General features: G+C 69.0%; 13 protein-coding genes and 2 tRNA genes. 11 read left to right on the forward strand and 4 right to left on the reverse strand.

What is annotated here, in order from left to right:
- Positions 1-103: 103 nt before the first annotated feature.
- Positions 104-1,249, forward strand: coding sequence for a PP2C family protein-serine/threonine phosphatase (locus ABZ826_RS00770; protein WP_361440084.1), 1,146 nt, complete (start codon positions 104-106; stop codon positions 1,247-1,249).
- 132 nt (positions 1,250-1,381) lie between these two features.
- Here the strand turns inward: ABZ826_RS00770 and ABZ826_RS00775 are convergent, their stop codons facing one another.
- Complete coding sequence (locus tag ABZ826_RS00775) at positions 1,382-2,578, reverse strand: cation:proton antiporter (RefSeq protein ID WP_361440087.1); 1,197 nt, start codon at positions 2,576-2,578, stop codon at positions 1,382-1,384.
- Between the two features lie 401 nt (positions 2,579-2,979).
- On the opposite strand from ABZ826_RS00775, the gene ABZ826_RS00780 reads away from it, so the two are divergent.
- Genes ABZ826_RS00780 through ABZ826_RS00790 form a run of 3 tightly spaced genes read left to right on the forward strand, consistent with a single transcriptional unit; the run spans position 2,980 to position 6,821 of the window.
- Complete coding sequence (locus ABZ826_RS00780; protein WP_361440090.1) at positions 2,980-3,825, forward strand: ABC transporter ATP-binding protein; 846 nt, start codon at positions 2,980-2,982, stop codon at positions 3,823-3,825.
- Positions 3,825-6,305, forward strand: coding sequence for an FtsX-like permease family protein (locus tag ABZ826_RS00785; protein WP_361440093.1), 2,481 nt, complete (start codon positions 3,825-3,827; stop codon positions 6,303-6,305). Before ABZ826_RS00780 ends, ABZ826_RS00785 begins: the two co-directional genes overlap by 1 nt.
- Before the next feature lie 9 nt (positions 6,306-6,314).
- On the forward strand, positions 6,315-6,821 hold the full coding sequence (locus ABZ826_RS00790; RefSeq protein WP_361440096.1) for an HD domain-containing protein: 507 nt from the start codon (positions 6,315-6,317) through the stop codon (positions 6,819-6,821).
- Positions 6,822-6,830: 9 nt separating this feature from the next.
- Here the strand turns inward: ABZ826_RS00790 and ABZ826_RS00795 are convergent, their stop codons facing one another.
- Entirely contained in the window at positions 6,831-7,985 is a 1,155-nt protein-coding gene (locus ABZ826_RS00795) for an acyltransferase family protein (protein WP_361440099.1), read from the reverse strand.
- A 484-nt stretch (positions 7,986-8,469) separates the two neighbouring features.
- On the opposite strand from ABZ826_RS00795, the gene ABZ826_RS00800 reads away from it, so the two are divergent.
- A complete protein-coding gene (locus ABZ826_RS00800) occupies positions 8,470-8,664 on the forward strand; it encodes a hypothetical protein (RefSeq protein WP_361440102.1) in 195 nt (64 codons plus the stop codon).
- A 124-nt stretch (positions 8,665-8,788) separates the two neighbouring features.
- Here ABZ826_RS00800 and ABZ826_RS00805 read toward each other — a convergent pair.
- Positions 8,789-8,862: transfer RNA gene (locus tag ABZ826_RS00805), tRNA-Gly, on the reverse strand.
- Between the two features lie 166 nt (positions 8,863-9,028).
- On the opposite strand from ABZ826_RS00805, the gene ABZ826_RS00810 reads away from it, so the two are divergent.
- From ABZ826_RS00810 to clpX, 5 genes are all read left to right on the forward strand, one after another.
- A tRNA-Pro gene (locus tag ABZ826_RS00810) sits at positions 9,029-9,105 on the forward strand.
- 188 nt (positions 9,106-9,293) lie between these two features.
- Positions 9,294-10,688: a trigger factor gene (tig, locus tag ABZ826_RS00815; RefSeq protein WP_361440105.1), complete on the forward strand. Its 1,395-nt coding sequence runs from the start codon at positions 9,294-9,296 to the stop codon at positions 10,686-10,688.
- A 264-nt stretch (positions 10,689-10,952) separates the two neighbouring features.
- Positions 10,953-11,558, forward strand: coding sequence for an ATP-dependent Clp protease proteolytic subunit (locus tag ABZ826_RS00820; protein WP_361440422.1), 606 nt, complete (start codon positions 10,953-10,955; stop codon positions 11,556-11,558).
- An 80-nt stretch (positions 11,559-11,638) separates the two neighbouring features.
- Positions 11,639-12,319, forward strand: a complete 681-nt coding sequence (locus ABZ826_RS00825; protein ID WP_361440108.1) for an ATP-dependent Clp protease proteolytic subunit — start codon at positions 11,639-11,641, stop codon at positions 12,317-12,319.
- 157 nt (positions 12,320-12,476) lie between these two features.
- Positions 12,477-13,775 (forward strand): ATP-dependent Clp protease ATP-binding subunit ClpX, encoded by a 1,299-nt coding sequence (clpX, locus tag ABZ826_RS00830; protein ID WP_351078417.1) that lies wholly within the window; start codon positions 12,477-12,479, stop codon positions 13,773-13,775.
- Positions 13,776-13,861: 86 nt separating this feature from the next.
- Here the strand turns inward: clpX and ABZ826_RS00835 are convergent, their stop codons facing one another.
- Positions 13,862-14,863, reverse strand: a complete 1,002-nt coding sequence (locus ABZ826_RS00835; protein WP_361440425.1) for a hypothetical protein — start codon at positions 14,861-14,863, stop codon at positions 13,862-13,864.
- 153 nt (positions 14,864-15,016) lie between these two features.
- Here ABZ826_RS00835 and ABZ826_RS00840 point away from each other — a divergent pair, with 153 nt between their 5' ends.
- Positions 15,017-17,638, forward strand: coding sequence for a valine--tRNA ligase (locus tag ABZ826_RS00840; protein WP_361440112.1), 2,622 nt, complete (start codon positions 15,017-15,019; stop codon positions 17,636-17,638).
- The last annotated feature ends 53 nt before the right edge of the window (positions 17,639-17,691 follow it).

Consider the following 17,691-nt stretch of genomic DNA (forward strand, 5'->3'; position numbering starts at 1 on the left):
GCCATGCCTACCAGGGGCGAGGCACTGGGGGCGACCCGATTTCGAACGCATTGTCACGGGGTCCCCCTGCACCGGAGGCCGTCGGGTGGATAAAGTCCCCGCAATGGCCCGACGCGCAGGAGCAGACACGTACCCGGCCCGATTGCGGAAATCGGCGCACCGGGCGCGCATCGCGCTGCGCAAGTCCGGTGTCGACTACTTCCGCGGTGACGGTTCGGACTGGATCGCGCTGGCCGGACTGCTGCTCACCATCCCGGCCATCACCTGCGCCACCCTGTTCGACCCGGTGTGGTGCTCACCGGCCGCGCTCGTCCTGCCGATCGTCGCGGGCGGACTGCTGCTGCGGCCCGCGAGCCTGCTGGGTCTGTACGCGACCGCCGCCACGGCCCTGATCGTGGAGTCGCTCGCACTCGGCCCGTACGAGCACGGCCCGGCCCGGGTGACCCCCGGCATCGTCCTGGTGGTCGCGGCCTGTGGCTTCTTCGGGCTGGTCCTCGCCCAGTTCCGGGCCAGGGTCGGTGTGCCGTGGCGGCGCGGCGGCACCATGCTCTTCGATCTGCGCGAACGCATCAGGGTGCAGAGCGCCCTGCCCCGGCTGCCGCAGGGCTGGCACCGCGAGATGGCGCTGCGCCCGGCGGGCGGGCAGTCCTTCTCCGGTGACTTCGTCGTCGCCGCCCGTACCAACGGCGGTCGGACGCTGGAGGCGGTCCTCACCGATGTCTCCGGCAAGGGCATGGACGCGGGCTCCCGTGCCCTGCTGCTGTCCGGTGCCTTCGGCGGGCTCCTCGGCTCGCTGCCCCCGCACGGCTTCCTCCCGGCGGCCAACGGCTATCTGCTGCGCCAGGACTGGGACGAGGGATTCGCCACCTCGATCCATCTGGTCCTGGACCTCGAATCGGGTGACTACGAACTGCTCTCGGCAGGACACCCGCCGGCCCTGCAACTCCACTCGGGCAGCGGCCAGTGGGAGGAGAAGGCCGCGGAGGGCCCGCTGCTCGGGGTGTACGACGGGGCGCAGTTCGACGCCGTGAAGGGCTCGTTGGCCCCCGGCGATGTGCTGATGCTGTTCACGGACGGCCTGGTGGAGGCGTCCGACCGCGATATCGCGGAGGGCATCGACCGGCTGACCGGTGAGGCCGACCGCTACGTCGCCACCGGTTTCGAGGGCGCGGCCTGGCATCTGATCGAGGCATGCGCCAAGGACGTCAACGACGACCGGGCGCTGCTGCTGCTGTCACGCACCTTCTGAACCGTACGCAAACCGGCTGGAACCGGGCGTGCGTCAACGGGAATCGGTTCATCACCGGAACGAGGCCTTCGGCATGTCCGGGGGCGGGTGCGGCCTCGGCGGACCCAGCCCCCGGACATGCCGGTCGCCGGCTCAGGCCGGCACCGTGAGTTTCCCGGCGCCGGCGTCGCTGTCGCTGCCCTCACCCCGGCCCCGCCCGCCCGGCAGGACGCGGGCCAGCCAGTGCGAGCGCCCGGCCGCCAGCGGGGAGAGGACCGCGAGGACGAGTACGTAGCCGGCAATGAACGGCGGGAGCCGCTCGTCCAGCCCCGCGCCGGCGGCCATCGTGGCGAGGATCAGCGCGAATTCGCCGCGGGCCGTCAGGGTGGTGGAGATGTTCGCCGCGGCCTGCGGGCCGAAGCCGTAGACCCGTGCGGAGACCATGCCGGAGAGGATGTTCATCGCCGCGGTCAGCGCGACGGCGGCCAGCACCGGCCACATCACGCCCGGCAGATCGCCGGGGTTGATGGAGAGCCCGAAGGCGAAGAAGAAGATCGCTCCGAAGGCATCGCGCAGCGGATGGACCAGCTTGAGGATGCGCCTGCCCGATGTCGTACTGCCAAGCATCAGGCCCACCATGAAGGCGCCGATCGCGTCCGCGACCCCGAACCACTCGGAGACCCCCGCCACGAACACGGCGGCGCCGAGGAAGGAGATGACGAGCAGCTCGTCGTCCGAGGTGTGGATCAGCTTGCTGATGAGCTTCGTGCCGAACCGGGCGGTGAGCGCCAGCAGCAGCAGGAAGCCGAACGCCTTGCCCCCATCGAGCACCGCGGCGGCGAGGCTGTCCGAGCGCGACAGGATCGGCTGCAGGGCGGCGAGGTAGAGGGCGAGGAAGACGTCGTCGACGACGATGATGCCGAGGATCGTCTTGGTCTCGGGGCTGGCCAAGCGCTTCGTGTCGACAAGGATCTTGGTCACGATCGCCGACGACGAGATGCCGATGACCCCGGCCATGACGAGGGCCTCCGAGGTGCCCCAGCCCAGCACGAAACCGAAGGCGAGCCCGGCGCCGACGTTCAGCGCCAGATAGACGGAGCCCGCGACGAGCATCTTGCGGCCGCCGGCCTTGAGGTCGTCGAGATGGAATTCGAGACCGAGATAGAAGAGCAGCAGCACCAGGCCGAGCGCGGAGAGCATCTCCAGGTCGTGCGGGTCGGCGACGAGCACGATGCCGGGCGTGTGCGGGCCGAGCAGGATTCCGGCCAGGATGAACAGGGGGATGGTCGGCAGTCCGATGCGGCTGCCGACGCGGGCGAGGACGGCGGCGGCGAGGAAGGCGCCGCCCATGGCGATGAGCGTGTCTGCGTGTCCGATGAGCCTGATCCTTCGGTAGGTCAAGAGCGCGTCAAGAAATCGTCAGTAATTAGTTTACCGAACGATTGACGTTGCAAGTGTGGCCATCCCCACACCCCGAAGACCGGCCCCTCCCGCAGCACCGAAGACCGGCCCCTCCCGCAGCACCGGGGAACCGCCCCCGTACCCCCGACCGCTGTCCCGCCTCGGGCAGCGCCCCGAAGACCGCCCGCCCGTCCGAGGGTCCCCCGGGGCCCGCCCGCCCCCGGCGGCACCCTGGGGTTTCCCCCACCTCCGATCCGCCAGCAGCCGCCATGGTCCGGACCCGCCCGTGATCCGTACGTTCGGGATACCGGCCGGATGACCGGCCGGGAGCAACCGAAAGGCAGGACACCATGGGGCTGCGACGCACCAGGCAGGGCGCGCAGGACAGGCAGTTGACGGCGGGCATCCCTCATGGGCCCGGCCCCTCGGACCTCGCCGTCGAACTGCGCGGCGTCCGCCGGCAGTACGGCCGCGGCAGCTCCGCCGTCCACGCCCTGAGGGGCATCGACCTCGCCCTCCCGCGCTCCAGTTACACCGCGGTCATGGGTCCGTCCGGCTCCGGGAAGTCGACCTTCCTGCAGTGCGCGGCGGGACTCGACCGCCCCACCGAAGGCTCCGTACGCCTCGGCGGCACCGAGATCACCGGCATGAGCGAGAACCGGCTCACCGAGCTGCGCCGCACCCGCCTCGGCTTCGTCTTCCAGGCCTTCAACCTGCTCCCGTCCCTCACGGTCGAGCAGAACGTCGTCCTGCCCATGCGCCTGGCCGGACAGCGCACCGGCTCCGCCCGCAGCCGCCGCGAAGCCGCCGAGATGCTCGGCCGGGTCGGTCTCGGCGACAAGGGCGACCGCCGCCCCAGCCAGCTCTCCGGCGGCCAGCAGCAGCGCGTCGCCGTCGCCCGCGCCCTGGTCACCCGCCCCGATGTGGTCTTCGCCGACGAACCGACCGGCGCCCTCGACACCACCACCGCCGCCGAGATCCTCGCCCTCCTCCGGCACGCGGTGGACAGCCTCGGCGCCACCGTCGTCATGGTCACCCACGACCCGGCGGCCGCCGCCTATGCCGACCGGGTGCTCTTCCTCGCCGACGGCGCGATCGCGGACAGCCTGCCGCGCGCCGGCGTCGCGCAGATCGCGGCCCGGATGACCGCCCTGACCGCCAAGACCGCCCCCGCCCACGCAGGAGCAGCAGCCTGATGTTCCGCCCGCGCGTCCCCAACGGCCTCGCCCGCGCGGCCGTCCGCTTCAAACCCGCGTCGTTCGCCGGGACCTTCGTCGCGCTCCTGCTGGCCGCGGCGATCGTCTCCGCCTGCGGCATCCTGCTGGAGACCGGCGTGCGCGCCTCCGTGCCGCCGGAGCGCTACGCCAAGGCGCCCGTGGTCGTCGCCGCCGACCAGCAGGTCCATATGACGGTCGGCAGCGGCGACGGGAAGTACGACGCCGCCACCCCCGTACCGGAGACCGCGCGGCTCCCCGAATCCCTGGTGGGCAAGGTCGCCTCGGCCCCTGGCGCCGCAGCCGCGATCGGGGACGTCAGCTACCCGGTACGGCAGGACGACACCCTCCTCACCGCCCACGGCTGGGGCTCCACCGCCCTCACCGGCACGCGGCTGCTCACCGGCGACGCGCCCGGGACCGGCGAAGCCGTCGTCCCCACCGGCGCCGGGGTCCGGGTCGGCGAGAAGATCACCCTCGACACCCCCGAGGGCGTACGGGAGTTCCGCGTCGCGGGCACCACCGCCACCGGTGCCACCGTCTGGTTCGCCGACCGGCAGGCCGTACAGCTCTCCGGCCACCCCGGCCGGGTCGACGCCATCGCCGTGCTCGCCGCCCCCTCCACCCCCACCGCCGCCCTCGCCGACCAGGTGCGTGCGGCCGTCAGCCACACCGCCGGGGCCCAGGTCCACACCGGTGACGGCCGGGGAGCCGTCGAGGACGCGGAACTCGCGGGCGCCAAGGAACTCCTCATCGGCCTCGGCGGATCCTTCGGCGGCGTCGCCACCACGGTCGCCGTCTTCACCGCCGCCGGTACGGTCGCCCTCTCCGTCGGCCAGCGCAGCCGCGAGTTCGCCCTGCTGCGCGCCATCGGGGCCACTCCGCGCCAGCTGCGCCGCACCATCGCCACCGAGTCCCTGCTCGTCGCACCGCTCGGCGGAGCGCTCGGCTGTCTGCCCGGAATCGCCCTGGCCCGCTGGTGGTTCGGTCAGCTCCAGGACAGGGGAGCCATCCCGGAAGCCGTCGCTCTGCGGGTGTCCTGGCTGCCGCTGGTCATCGCCGCGGCCGCGACGATGCTCACCGCGCTGAGCGCCGGATACTTCGCCGCACGCCGGCCCTCGAAGACCAAGCCGGGCCTGGCTCTCGCGCAGTCCGCGGTGGAACGACCGCCGTTCGGCTGGATCCGCACCCCGCTCGGCATCGCCGCCCTCGCCGGTGGCGTGGCCTTCGCCGGCGTCGCAGCCTCCACGAGCGGCGAGGACGCGGCGAACGCCGCACTCGGCGTCGTCATGTCCTTCATGCTCGCGGTCGGCCTGCTCGGCCCGCTGATCGCCCGGATCTGCGCCGCCGTCATCGGCTTCCCGCTGCGTGCCGCCGGCGCGTCGGGCTCGCTGGCCGCCGCCAACTCCCGGACGAACTCGCGCCGCCTGGCCTCCGCGATCACCCCGATCGTGCTCGCCATGGCCTTCTCCTGCACGCTCGTCTTCATGCACACCAGCGAGAACCGGGTGATCGCACACCAGCAGCGCGACGCCGTCATCGCCGACCACATCGTCTCCGCCCCGGCCGGACTCGCCTCCGACGCGACCGAACGGGCCGCCGCCACGCCCGGTGTCACGACCGCCGTCGGGCTGCTCCGCGGCTCCGTCCTGGTGTCCGTGGGGTCGGGCGGGGACCGGCAGCTCCAGACCACCTCAGCCCAGGGGATCATCGGCTCCGGCCACGACCTCACCAAGGTCCAGGACCTCGACGTCCGGACCGGATCGCTGACCCGCCTGCGCCCCGGCACCGTCGCCATCGACACCACCCTCGCCGGATCCACGAAGCTCGGCACGGGCGATCGGCTGGCCCTGCGTCTCCCGGACGGCACCAAGGCGTCCCCGAAGATCGTCGCCGTCTACGGCCGCGGCCTGGGCACCGGTCTGGTCACACTGCCCGCCGCCGCCCTCAGGACCCATGTCACCTCGCCGTACCCCTCCGACCTGCTGGTACGGGCCACACCCGCCGCCGCACAGAAGCTCGCCGCGCTCGGCACCGTCACCGACCGGACCGGCTACGCCGCCGCACAGGACCAGAACCGTGAACTCAATGCCTGGGCCAACACCACCATGGCCGCGGTCCTCGGCGGATTCGCCGCCGTCGCCGCGGTCAACACCCTGGTGATGACCGTCCTCGACCGGCGCCGCGAACTCACCATGCTCCGGCTGGTCGGCTCCACCCGCCGCCAGGTCATGGGGATGATCCGCTGGGAGGCGCTGCTCATCACGGTCGCCGGGGCCGCGCTCGGCACCGTCATCGCACTGGCCACACTGGTGCCGATGATGAGGGGACTCACGGGCGAATCGCCGTACATCCCGCCGGCGTTGTACGGGTCCTTCCTCGCCGCGACCATCGGACTCGGCCTTGCCGCCGTGACGGTCCCGGCCCGTGCCGCCCTGCGGGGGACGACCTCACGTCCGTAGAGTCGGGCTATGCCCACACCACGCGCGGAGCTGACCCTGGCCGAAGTCGAGGCGATCGCCCGCGAGGCCCACACCGATCAGCGGGACAAGGCGGGACGTCCGTACACCGAGCATCTCGCCGCGGTCGCCGAGGGCGTACGGATCAGGGGCGGCAGCGACGAACAGATCGCCGCGGCCTGGCTGCACGACGCCGTCGAGGACAACGCGCTGTCGCAGGAGTGGCTGGCCGGTGCCGCGCTGCCGCAGGGGGTCAAGGACATGGTCCTCGCCGTCACCAAACGTGACGGCGAGGACCTGGGCTCCTACACCCGGCGCATCCTCGAGACCCCGGGCGCACTGCTGATTAAGGAGTCTGACCTGGCGCACAACGCCGACCCGGCCCGCCTCGCCGTGCTGGAACCGGCGAACCGTACCCGGCTGACCGAAAAGTATGCGCAGGTACGGCGGCTGCTCGGGCTCACCCCAGGCGGATCGCCCGCCGAGCAATCGGTTCAAGCCAACACGGGCCAGGAGTGAGCCACCGGATCAGCGCCGGGCCGCGTCCCGTCGGAACGCCCAGTTCATCTCCGGCTCGGTCACCGGACGCAGCACCCGCCGTACAGGCGGCGTACACATCAGCGTCACCGCCCCGGCCGCGACCAGGGAGACGAGGACCAGTCCGCCGGGCGCCGAGAGCCAGTCGTAGGTGTCGAACAGCCCGGCGTATTCGGCGCCCTTGATCAGGAACCCGTGCAGCAGATAGCCGCAGATCGTCCCGGCGCCGAGCACGGTGAACCACATGCGGCGCCGAGGCACCCAGGACAGGAACCCGATGGTGAGCAGCAGGGCGCAGCCGAACATGGCCAGCGTCATCACGGCACCGGACCACCACGGGGCGCCCATCTCCTGCGCGCTGTTGCTGCGGTAGAACCAGCCCAGCTGCATCCGCGAAGCCGCCCAGTACGCGAACACCAGGGCCCCGGCGAACAGCGGGAGCGCGAGCATCCGCACCTTCCGCCGACGGACCATCTCGAAGTGCTCGGGCCTCAGACGGAGCCCCAGTACGAAGAACGGCAGGAACTGCAGAACGCGCTGGAGATCGAGATCGTCGCCGATCGTCGGGGAGAAGGAGGCGAACACGGCGATGACGAGCGCCACCGGCAGCGGATGGCGCAGCGACTGCCAAATCGGTGTGGTGATGCGCCAGATGAACAGCGCGACCAGGAACCAGGTGAGATACCAGGGGTCGATCAGGCTGACCGGATGATCGGGCGAGTCGTCCGCGTACCGCTTGAACAGCGAATACGCCGTCTCGAACACCACGTACGGCACGGCGACGCCGGTGACCAGGCGTTTTACCTTGGCGGCGGACATATCGAACGAGCGGGAGAAATAGCCGGAGATGATGATGAAGGCCGGCATGTGAAAGGTGTAGGCCACCATGTACAGCGCACGGGCGGTCCGGCTGCCGTCCATCACCGGTTCCCACGAGTGCGCCACCGCGACGAGCACGATGGCCAGATATTTGACGTTGTCGAAGTAGGCGTCCCGCCTCTTCGCCGGCGCGGTCGCCGGAGGCTTGTTCGTCACCGTTGCGGGGGGCGCCGCGGTGGTGGTCATCGTCCCTTGGCGTCTGGGCTCCGACTCCCGGGGCGCTGATGGGAGCGGGGCCCTGTGAAATACGTTCGGAGCGGGGAACATCTAAAGCACCCTAGACGCCTCGATTGCAATTCGTAAAACCGCTCACGGATATCTGGCGTTCGCGTCCAATCAAAAATGAAACCGCCGAGAACCGCCCGCTATGCCCGAGTTCATCCCTATTGAATAGGGCATATCGTAGGGCTATTGAGGGGTGCCAATATCGCCGCACGCCCGTCCTGGAATTGCATGTGAATGAAGTGTGTGGATATGGGAACCGTCACAATCGCACGTTGTTGTGATTGTTTGTATTCACAGCTCGCTCACAGGGCGTGCGGGTCCTCGGTCGGGGCCGTGGCGCCCCCCCCTTGTGCGGTTGTGCGCCCCCCGGCGCACGTGGGGCGCAAGGATGGCGGGATCCCGTCACTTCGATCCGTCACCTGGCAGCGACCACAGGGGAGTTGGTGGCACGATGGACGGAACGGAGGAGTGCTCGGCCGGACACCTCCGGGCCGGCAAGGCGGACCGACCAAAGGTGTGATCAGTTGTGGCCATTTCACTGTCTGTGGTGCTGATGTTGGCGATCATCCTGGTGGTCCTGATCCGAGGCGGCTCGATCAAGGCCGGTCCCGCGATCGTCGCGGTGCTCTTCGGCTTCTTCCTGGCGTCGACGGGCATGGCGCCGTCGATCAGCAGGTTCATGAACTCGATAGCGGAGACCATCAACCAGATCAGCTTCTGATCCGGCCGAACCGGCTGTCCCGCGCCCCGGCGCGGGAGATCGCCGGCGGAGCGCGGCCGGCGGAATCCGGACAGAACGCAAAGGTCCCGGTCCGACAAGCAATTCGTCGGACCGGGACCAAGCGTGGAGCGGGCGACGGGAATCGAACCCGCGTAGCTAGTTTGGAAGACTAGGGCTCTACCATTGAGCTACGCCCGCAAGCAACGCACCGCAGGTCCGGGGGACCGCGGTACGAGAAGCATCGTAGCGGGTCGCGGGCGCTGCCCGCACACCCGATTGCGGCCGCCCGGTGTCGCGTTCGGTGCCGCCCGAGCAAAGCGGCCGATGCACCGCCTTTCTGCATGTACCCTACGTGTCGCACCGACGGGGTGTGGCGCAGCTTGGTAGCGCGTCCGCTTTGGGAGCGGAAGGTCGTCGGTTCGAATCCGGCCACCCCGACCACCGGCACGATCACGGACCACTCGCGGGACCGCGGACCACCGGCACGATCGCATTGTGGGAGTCCGTCTCCTTGCCGTTACTATGCAAAATGCGTGCCCGTGTGTCTGATGTACCGGGCTCGGTCCGCGAAGCCGCCTCCCGTGCGGCGGAGCAGAACCCCAAGAAGTCAGCCACAAGGAGACCGAACCGTGAAGAGCGCCGTGGAGACCCTGAACCCGACCCGGGTTCGGCTCACTGTCGAGGTGCCCTTCGAGGAGCTCAAGGACAGCCTCGACGCGGCGTACAAGAAGATCAACCAGCAGGTCACGGTGAAGGGCTTCCGCAAGGGCAAGATCCCCGCCCGGATCATCGACCAGCGCTTCGGCCGCGGTGCGGTGCTGGAGGAGGCCGTCAACGACGCCCTCCCGAAGTTCTACACCGAGGCCGTCAGCGAGGGTGAGCTCAACGTCCTCGGTCAGCCGGAGGTCGACATCACCGAGCTGAAGGACGGCGAACTGCTGGCCTTCACCGCCGAGGTTGACGTACGCCCCGAGATCGAGATCCCGGACTACTCCGGCATCGAGGTCACCGTCGACGCCCTTGAGGTCAGCGACGAGGACGTCGAGAAGGCCGTGGAGCAGCTCCGTGAGCGCTTCGCCTCCACCAACCCGGTCGAGCGCGCCGCCGCCGAGGGCGACGTCGTGACGATCGACCTGCAGGCCAAGGTCGACGGCGAGGTGCTGGAGGACGGCGTGGCCGAGGGTGTCTCGTACACCATCGGTTCCGGCGAGCTCCTCGACGGCATCGACGCCGCCGTCACCGGCCTGGAGGCGGGTGGCGAGGCCACCTTCACCTCCGAGCTGAAGGGCGGCTCGGCCGAGGGCAAGGAGGCCGAGGTCACCGTCAAGGTCACCGCGGTCGCCGCCCGCGAGCTCCCCGAGCTGGACGACGAGTTCGCCCAGATGGCGAGCGAGTTCGACACCCTCGACGAGCTGAAGGCGGACAGCCGCAAGCGCCTGGAGAACACCAAGCAGTACGACCAGGCCACCCAGGCCCAGGAGCGTGTCCTGGACGAGCTGCTCAAGCTCGCCGAGGTCCCGATCCCGGAGAAGCTGCTCGCGGACGAGGTCCAGACCCGCAAGCACAACCTGGAGCACCACCAGCTCGGTCAGATGGGTCTGACCCTCGACAAGTACCTGGAGATCCAGGGCAAGACGGTCGAGGAGTTCGAGGCCGAGACCTCCGAGCAGGCGATCAAGGGCATCAAGACCCAGTTCATCCTGGACGAGCTCGTCAACAAGGAGAAGCTGAACGTCAACCAGGAGGAGCTCACCGAGCACCTCATGCGGCGTGCCGCTTCCTCCGGCATGAGCCCCGACCAGTTCGCCCAGGCCGTCGTCGAGGGCGGCCAGGTGCCGATGCTCGTCGGCGAGGTCGCCCGCGGCAAGGCGCTGGCCGTGGTCGTCGAGGCCGCCAAGGTCGTCGACACCAACGGTGAGGTCGTCGAGCTGGAAGACGATGAAGACGTGGCGGAGGAGGCCATCGAGACGGTCGAGGCCGCCGAGGGCACCACCGAGGCCGCCGAGGAGAAGAACGAGGCCTGAGCCTCGCGCTGAACCCGCACGACGGGCTCCGGACGCTGTGCGTTCGGAGCCCGTCGTCGTATGGCGTACGGTGCCCCACAACCCTTGTGCGGACTGCGGAGCTTGCGCTCCCAGCGAACAGTTGCGGAAGCGGGATGGCGTTGTCCTACCTGCGCGTTAGGGTCCATGAATAGGAAGGGCAGGGGAGTCCCCGCCCACCCGGTACGAAGACGCTGAGACGGCCGGAGCCGTCAGAGACGAGCAGGTGGATACGTGACGAATCTGATGCCCTACGCCGCCGGAGAGCCGTCCCTCGGTGGAGGCCTCGGTGACCAGGTCTACAGCCGACTGCTCGGCGAGCGCATCATCTTCCTCGGTCAGCAGGTCGACGATGAGATCGCCAACAAGATCACGGCACAGCTGCTTCTCCTTGCCGCCGAGCCGGACAAGGACATCTACCTCTACATCAACAGCCCCGGCGGCTCGGTGACGGCCGGCATGGCGGTCTACGACACCATGCAGTACATCCCGAACGACGTGGTCACCATCGGTATGGGCATGGCGGCCTCGATGGGCCAGTTCCTGCTCACCGGCGGCACCGCGGGCAAGCGCTTCGCGCTCCCGAACACCGACATCCTCATGCACCAGGGTTCGGCCGGCATCGGCGGTACGGCTTCGGACATCAAGATCCAGGCCCAGTACCTGCTGCGCACCAAGCAGCGGATGGCGGAGATCACCGCCCGCCACTCCGGCCAGACGGTCGAGACGATCATCCGCGACGGCGACCGCGACCGCTGGTACACCGCGGACGAGGCCAAGGAGTACGGCCTCATCGACGAGATCATCACGATCGCATCGGGCGTTCCGGGCGGCGGCGGCACCGGCGCCTGATCCGGTACCCACCGGTTCGGACTCCACCGCCCCGCGCACCTCTCGTACGCCGAGACACCCAGCCACAGAACGCCACCAGGATGGTGAACACCCACATGAACAACTTCCCCGGCGCCTCCGCGAGCGGCCTCTACACCGGCCCGCAGGTGGACAACCGCTACATCGTGCCGCGCTTCGTGGAGCGCACCTCGCAGGGCGTGCGTGAGTACGACCCGTACGCGAAGCTCTTCGAGGAGCGCGTGATCTTCCTCGGCGTGCAGATCGACGACGCCTCGGCCAACGACGTCATGGCGCAGCTGCTGTGCCTGGAGTCGATGGACCCGGACCGGGACATCTCGATCTACATCAACAGCCCCGGCGGCTCGTTCACCGCGCTCACCGCGATCTACGACACGATGCAGTTCGTGAAGCCGGACATCCAGACGGTCTGCATGGGCCAGGCGGCCTCCGCCGCGGCCGTGCTGCTCGCCGCGGGCACGCCGGGCAAGCGGATGGCGCTGCCCAACGCCCGTGTACTGATCCACCAGCCGTCCTCGCAGACCGGCCGTGAGCAGCTCTCCGACCTGGAGATCGCGGCCAAGGAGATCCTGCGGATGCGCACCCAGCTGGAGGAGATGCTGGCCAAGCACTCCACCACGCCGATCGACAAGATCCGCGACGACATCGAGCGCGACAAGATCCTGACCGCCGAGGACGCCCTCGCCTACGGTCTCGTCGACCAGATCGTGTCGACCCGCAAGCAGGCGGCCACGGCCGTCTGACGTCGGCCTTCACCCCTTGGCACGGCGAGTTCGCACCGCATCGGCCGTGTGAACCGTGCCAAGGGGGGCCCGAACGGGGGGCAAGGCAAGGTACCGTCGGATAGAGGCACCAGGAGCCGCTGAACCAGGCTGCTCCCAGGCGAAGGGGAAGCACCTCGTGGCACGCATCGGTGATGGCGGCGATCTGCTCAAGTGCTCGTTCTGCGGAAAGAGCCAGAAGCAGGTGAAGAAGCTCATCGCGGGACCCGGTGTGTACATCTGCGACGAGTGCATCGATCTCTGCAACGAGATCATCGAGGAGGAGCTCGCGGAGACCTCCGAAGTGCGGTGGGAGGAACTCCCCAAGCCGCGCGAGATCTACGAGTTCCTTGAGGGCTACGTGGTCGGGCAGGAGCCCGCCAAGAAGGCCCTCTCGGTCGCTGTGTACAACCACTACAAGCGGGTCCAGGCCGGCGAGAACGGCGGCGCCCAGGGCCGGGACGACGCCATCGAGCTGGCCAAGTCCAACATCCTGCTGCTGGGGCCCACGGGCTCCGGCAAGACGCTGCTCGCGCAGACCCTGGCCCGCATGCTCAACGTCCCGTTCGCCATCGCCGACGCGACCGCGCTGACGGAGGCCGGCTATGTCGGCGAGGACGTCGAGAACATCCTGCTGAAGCTGATCCAGGCCGCGGACTACGACGTCAAGAAGGCCGAGACCGGGATCATCTACATCGATGAGATCGACAAGGTCGCCCGCAAGAGCGAGAACCCGTCGATCACCCGCGATGTCTCCGGCGAAGGCGTCCAGCAGGCCCTGTTGAAGATCCTGGAGGGCACCACCGCCTCCGTACCGCCCCAGGGCGGCCGGAAGCACCCGCACCAGGAGTTCATTCAGATCGACACGACGAACGTGCTGTTCATCGTGGGCGGCGCCTTCTCCGGTCTGGAGAAGATCATCGAGTCGCGGGCGGGCGCCAAGGGCATCGGCTTCGGCGCGACGATCCGCTCCAAGCGCGAGATCGAGGCGAGCGACCAGTTCCAGGAGGTCATGCCGGAGGACCTGGTGAAGTTCGGGATGATCCCGGAGTTCATCGGCCGGCTGCCCGTCCTCACCTCGGTCCACAACCTGGACCGTGAGGCGCTGCTGCAGATCCTCGTCGAGCCGCGCAACGCGCTGGTGAAGCAGTACCAACGACTGTTCGAACTCGACGGTGTGGAGCTGGACTTCGACCGCCCGGCCCTGGAGGCCATCGCCGACCAGGCGATCCTGCGTGGCACCGGCGCGCGTGGCCTGCGGGCCATCATGGAAGAGGTCCTCCAGTCCGTGATGTACGAGGTGCCGTCCCGCAAGGACGTCGCCCGGGTCGTCATCACGGCGGACGTCGTCCGCAACAACGTGAACCCGACGCTGGTCCCGCGCGAGCCGCGGACGATCGGGAACAGCGACGGCGGGCGGCACGAGAAGTCCGCGTAGCGGCGTGTGAACACAGACGGAAGGGGCGCCCGGCCAGGTGGACTGGCGGGGCGCCCCTTCCGGTGTCTTCCGACGTCGTGACGCGATCAGATCTTGGAGCGGGACGTGTTGTAGAGCTTGGCGGTCAGGGCGGCCACGTCGTCCTGGTTCATGCCCTTGCCGGACATCGCGAGTCCCATGTCGATGCCGTAGACGATGCCGACCGTGCTGTAGTCGGCCCAGACGCAGATGGGGATCGTGAACTCCTTCGGGCCCTTCGCGGGGGTTCCGTCGCCTTCCTTGTTGATCACCTTCATGTCCTGGCACTTCATCAGCGCGCCCTTGAACCCGGACGGGGTCACGGACTTGGGGCTGCCGACGAGCTGGGCGTCCATGCCCTGATCGCCCTTCTTCATGCCCGCCGCGGTGTTGTTGAAGGAGTTGTCGATGACCTTGGCGGGGTCGGTGACGTCGCCCCAGAGGCCCGTGAAATTGACCGACTTGGCGGTGAGCAGCTCCTCCTTGGAGCCCGACTGGTACAGAGCGCCGGCCTGCTGGGCATCCTTGATGCCCAGGTTCTCGGCGTTGGTCTTCTGAGCGCCGGTCACCGGCCCCGACGGAGCGCTGGTGCCCTTCTTGTAGTCGTCCACCGAGGCGGCCGGTGTCAGCTTGTACCCCTTGGTGGAGTCCGCCACATCGCTGTTGCTGGCACCCCCGCCCGATGTCAGGAGGTACACCCCGCCCGCGATGACCGCCAGCGCCACGACGACGCCGCCGATGATCAGGCCGGTCTTCTTCTTCGGGGCCTCGGGAGGCGTGCCGTAGGCCGGCTGGCCGCCGTACGGGGGAGTGGGGGGCTGCTGGCCGTACGGGCCCGGCTGCTGACCCTGCGGGTAGCCGTAGCCCGGCTGGGGCTGCTGCGGCGGGACACCCTGGGGAGCCTGCTGCGGGTAGCCGTAACCGGGCTGACCCTGCGGCGGCTGACCGCCGTACGGGCCGGGCTGCTGGCCGTACGGGCCCGGCTGACCCTGCGGCGGCTGGCCACCGTACGGTCCGGGCTGGCCCTGCGGAGGCTGGCCGCCGTACGGTCCCGGCTGGTTGTAGCTCATCTGCGGTGTCCCCTGTTCGGAAGTGCTCATCGGAATGCTTATGCGTTCCGAACATCCTGACGGAAGGTCCACTCGCGTGGACCACCGGGAGCCACACCGTTACTCAACAAACCGGTTTCGGCGCACGACTGTGACGGCCCTAAACTGTCCCCCGTGACCGAGAACACTCAGCAGACGCCAGCCAGCAACCCCGAACTGCCGACCCAGTACGCACCGGCCGAGGTAGAGGGGAAGCTGTATGAGCGCTGGGTAGAACGTGGTTACTTCGAGGCCGACGCGACGAGCGAGAAGCCTCCGTACACGATCGTCATTCCCCCGCCGAACGTCACTGGTGCGCTCCACCTGGGCCATGCCTTCCAGGTCACGCTCATGGACGCCCTCACGCGGCGCAAGCGCATGCAGGGCTTCGAGACGCTGTGGCTGCCGGGCATGGACCACGCGGGCATCGCCACCCAGAACAAGGTTGAGCAGCAGCTTGCCGAGGAAGGGAAGTCGCGGCAAGATCTCGGCCGCGAGGCGTTCACCGAGCGCGTCTGGCAGTGGAAGGACGAGTATGGCGGCCGGATCCTGGGCCAGCTGAAGCGCCTCGGCGCAGGGCTCGACTGGTCGCGTGAGCGGTTCACCATGGACGAGGGGCTCTCCAAGGCCGTCCAGACGATCTTCAAGAAGCTGTACGACGACGAGCTCATCTACCGCGCCGAGCGCATCATCAACTGGTGCCCGCGCTGTCTGACCGCGATCTCCGACATCGAGGTCGATTACCAGGACGACGACGGCGAGCTCGTCTCGCTGAAGTACGGCGAGGGCGACGAGACCGTCGTCGTGGCCACCACCCGGGTCGAGACCATGCTCGGTGACACGGCGGTCGCCGTTCACCCCGACGACGAGCGGTACGCGCATCTCGTCGGCAAGCGGATCAAGCTGCCGCTGACCGACCGGACGATCCCGGTCGTCGCCGACACCCATGTCGACCCCGAGTTCGGAACGGGTGCCGTCAAGGTGACGCCCGCTCACGACCCGAATGACTTCGCAATCGGCCAGCGCCACGACCTCGAGTTCATGACGATCATGGACGAGCGCGGTGTCATCACCGTGCACGGTCCCTTCCAGGGCCTCGACCGCTTCGAGGCGCGCTCCGCGATCGTCGCCGCCATGCGCGAGCAGGGCCGCGTCGTCGCGGAGAAGCGCCCGTACGTCCACTCCGTCGGGCACTGCTCGCGCTGCAAGACGACCGTCGAGCCCCGCCTCTCCCTCCAGTGGTGGGTCAAGGTCGAGACGCTCGCCAAGGCCGCGGGCGACGCGGTCCGCGACGACCGGGTAGTGCTCCACCCGAAGGACATGGAGAAGCGGTACTTCGACTGGGTCGACAACCTCAACGACTGGTGCATCTCGCGGCAGTTGTGGTGGGGCCACCGGATTCCCGTCTGGTACGGGCCGAACGGCGAAGTCGTCTGCGTCGGCCCCGACGACGAGGCGCCCACCGGCGAGGGCTGGGTCCAGGACGAGGACGTCCTCGACACCTGGTTCTCGTCCGGTCTTTGGCCGTTCTCGACGCTCGGCTGGCCGGAGGAGACCCCGGACCTCGAGAAGTTCTACTCGACCGACGTCCTGGTCACCGGGCACGACATCATCTTCTTCTGGGTCGTCCGGATGATGATGTTCGGTCTGTACGCGATGGACGGCGAGGTCCCCTTCAAGACCGTCGCGCTTACCGGTCTGGTCCGGGACGAGTTCGGCAAGAAGATGTCGAAGTCCAATCCGAACGCGGTGGACCCGATCGACTGGATGGACGCGTACGGCTCGGACGCCGTGAGGTTCACGCTCGCCACGGGTGCCAACCCGGGCGCGGACGTGCCGATCGGCGAGGACTGGGTCAAGGCCTCCCGCAACTTCGCCAACAAGATCTGGAACGCCACCCGCTTCGCGCTGATGAACGGTGCGACCGTGGAGGGCGAGCTGCCGCCCGTCGAGCAGCTGTCGGCGACCGACCGGTGGATCCTGTCGCGGCTGAACAAGACGGTCGCCGAAGTCGACGCGTTCTACGACGACTTCCAGTTCGCGAAGCTCTCCGACGCCCTCTACCACTTCGCGTGGGACGAGGTCTTCGACTGGTACGTCGAGCTGTCCAAGACGACGTTCTTCGCGGGCGGCAGGCCGGCCGAGGTCTCGGGCCGTGTCCTCGGCGAGGTCCTCGACGTGATGCTGCGGCTGCTGCACCCGGTCGTCCCGTTCGTCACCGAGACGCTGTGGACCACGCTCACCGGCAAGGAGACCCTGGTCATCGCCGACTGGCCCACCGACTCCGGCTTCCGCGACGACGCGGCCGAGCAGGAGATCGGGCTCGTCCAGCAGGTCGTCACCGAGGTCCGACGGTTCCGTTCCGACCAGGGCCTGCAGCCCGGCCAGAAGGTCCCGGCCGAGCTCACCCTGACCGGCACGCCGCTCGCCCCGCACGAGGCGGCCATCCGCCAGCTGCTGCGGCTGCAGCCCGCCGAGGAGGGCTTCCACGCCACCGCGTCGCTGCCGGTCGCCGGGGCCACGGTCGCCCTCGACCTGTCCGGCACGATCGACGTCGAGGCCGAGCGCAAGCGCCTGACGAAGGACCTGGGCGCCGCCGAGAAGGAGAAGGCCCAGGCCAACGGCAAGCTCTCCAACGAGGCGTTCCTCGGCAAGGCCCCGGACAACGTGGTCGACAAGATCCGTGGCCGGCTCGCCAAGGCCGAGGCGGACATCGAGCGGATCACCAACCAGCTGGCGAACCTGCCGCAGGGCTGATCACCCGCTGACGGCGAAGCCCCCGTACCCCGCTGCCGGGCGTACGGGGGCTT

The sequence above is a fragment of the Streptomyces sp. NPDC047515 genome (genome assembly GCF_040643055.1).
Lineage (GTDB): Bacteria > Actinomycetota > Actinomycetes > Streptomycetales > Streptomycetaceae > Streptomyces.

Bases quoted from the DNA above. Each gene is read 5' to 3' on its own strand.
- ABZ826_RS00770 (WP_361440084.1), top strand. From the start codon at position 104: ATGGCCCGACGCGCAGGAGCAGACACGTACCCGGCCCGATTGCGGAAA.
- ABZ826_RS00775 (WP_361440087.1), bottom strand. From the start codon at position 2,578: ATGGGCGGCGCCTTCCTCGCCGCCGCCGTCCTCGCCCGCGTCGGCAGC.
- ABZ826_RS00780 (WP_361440090.1), top strand. From the start codon at position 2,980: ATGGGGCTGCGACGCACCAGGCAGGGCGCGCAGGACAGGCAGTTGACG.
- ABZ826_RS00785 (WP_361440093.1), top strand. From the start codon at position 3,825: ATGTTCCGCCCGCGCGTCCCCAACGGCCTCGCCCGCGCGGCCGTCCGC.
- ABZ826_RS00790 (WP_361440096.1), top strand. From the start codon at position 6,315: ATGCCCACACCACGCGCGGAGCTGACCCTGGCCGAAGTCGAGGCGATC.
- ABZ826_RS00795 (WP_361440099.1), bottom strand. From the start codon at position 7,985: ATGTTCCCCGCTCCGAACGTATTTCACAGGGCCCCGCTCCCATCAGCG.
- ABZ826_RS00820 (WP_361440422.1), top strand. From the start codon at position 10,953: ATGCCCTACGCCGCCGGAGAGCCGTCCCTCGGTGGAGGCCTCGGTGAC.
- ABZ826_RS00825 (WP_361440108.1), top strand. From the start codon at position 11,639: ATGGTGAACACCCACATGAACAACTTCCCCGGCGCCTCCGCGAGCGGC.
- ABZ826_RS00835 (WP_361440425.1), bottom strand. From the start codon at position 14,863: ATGAGCTACAACCAGCCGGGACCGTACGGCGGCCAGCCTCCGCAGGGC.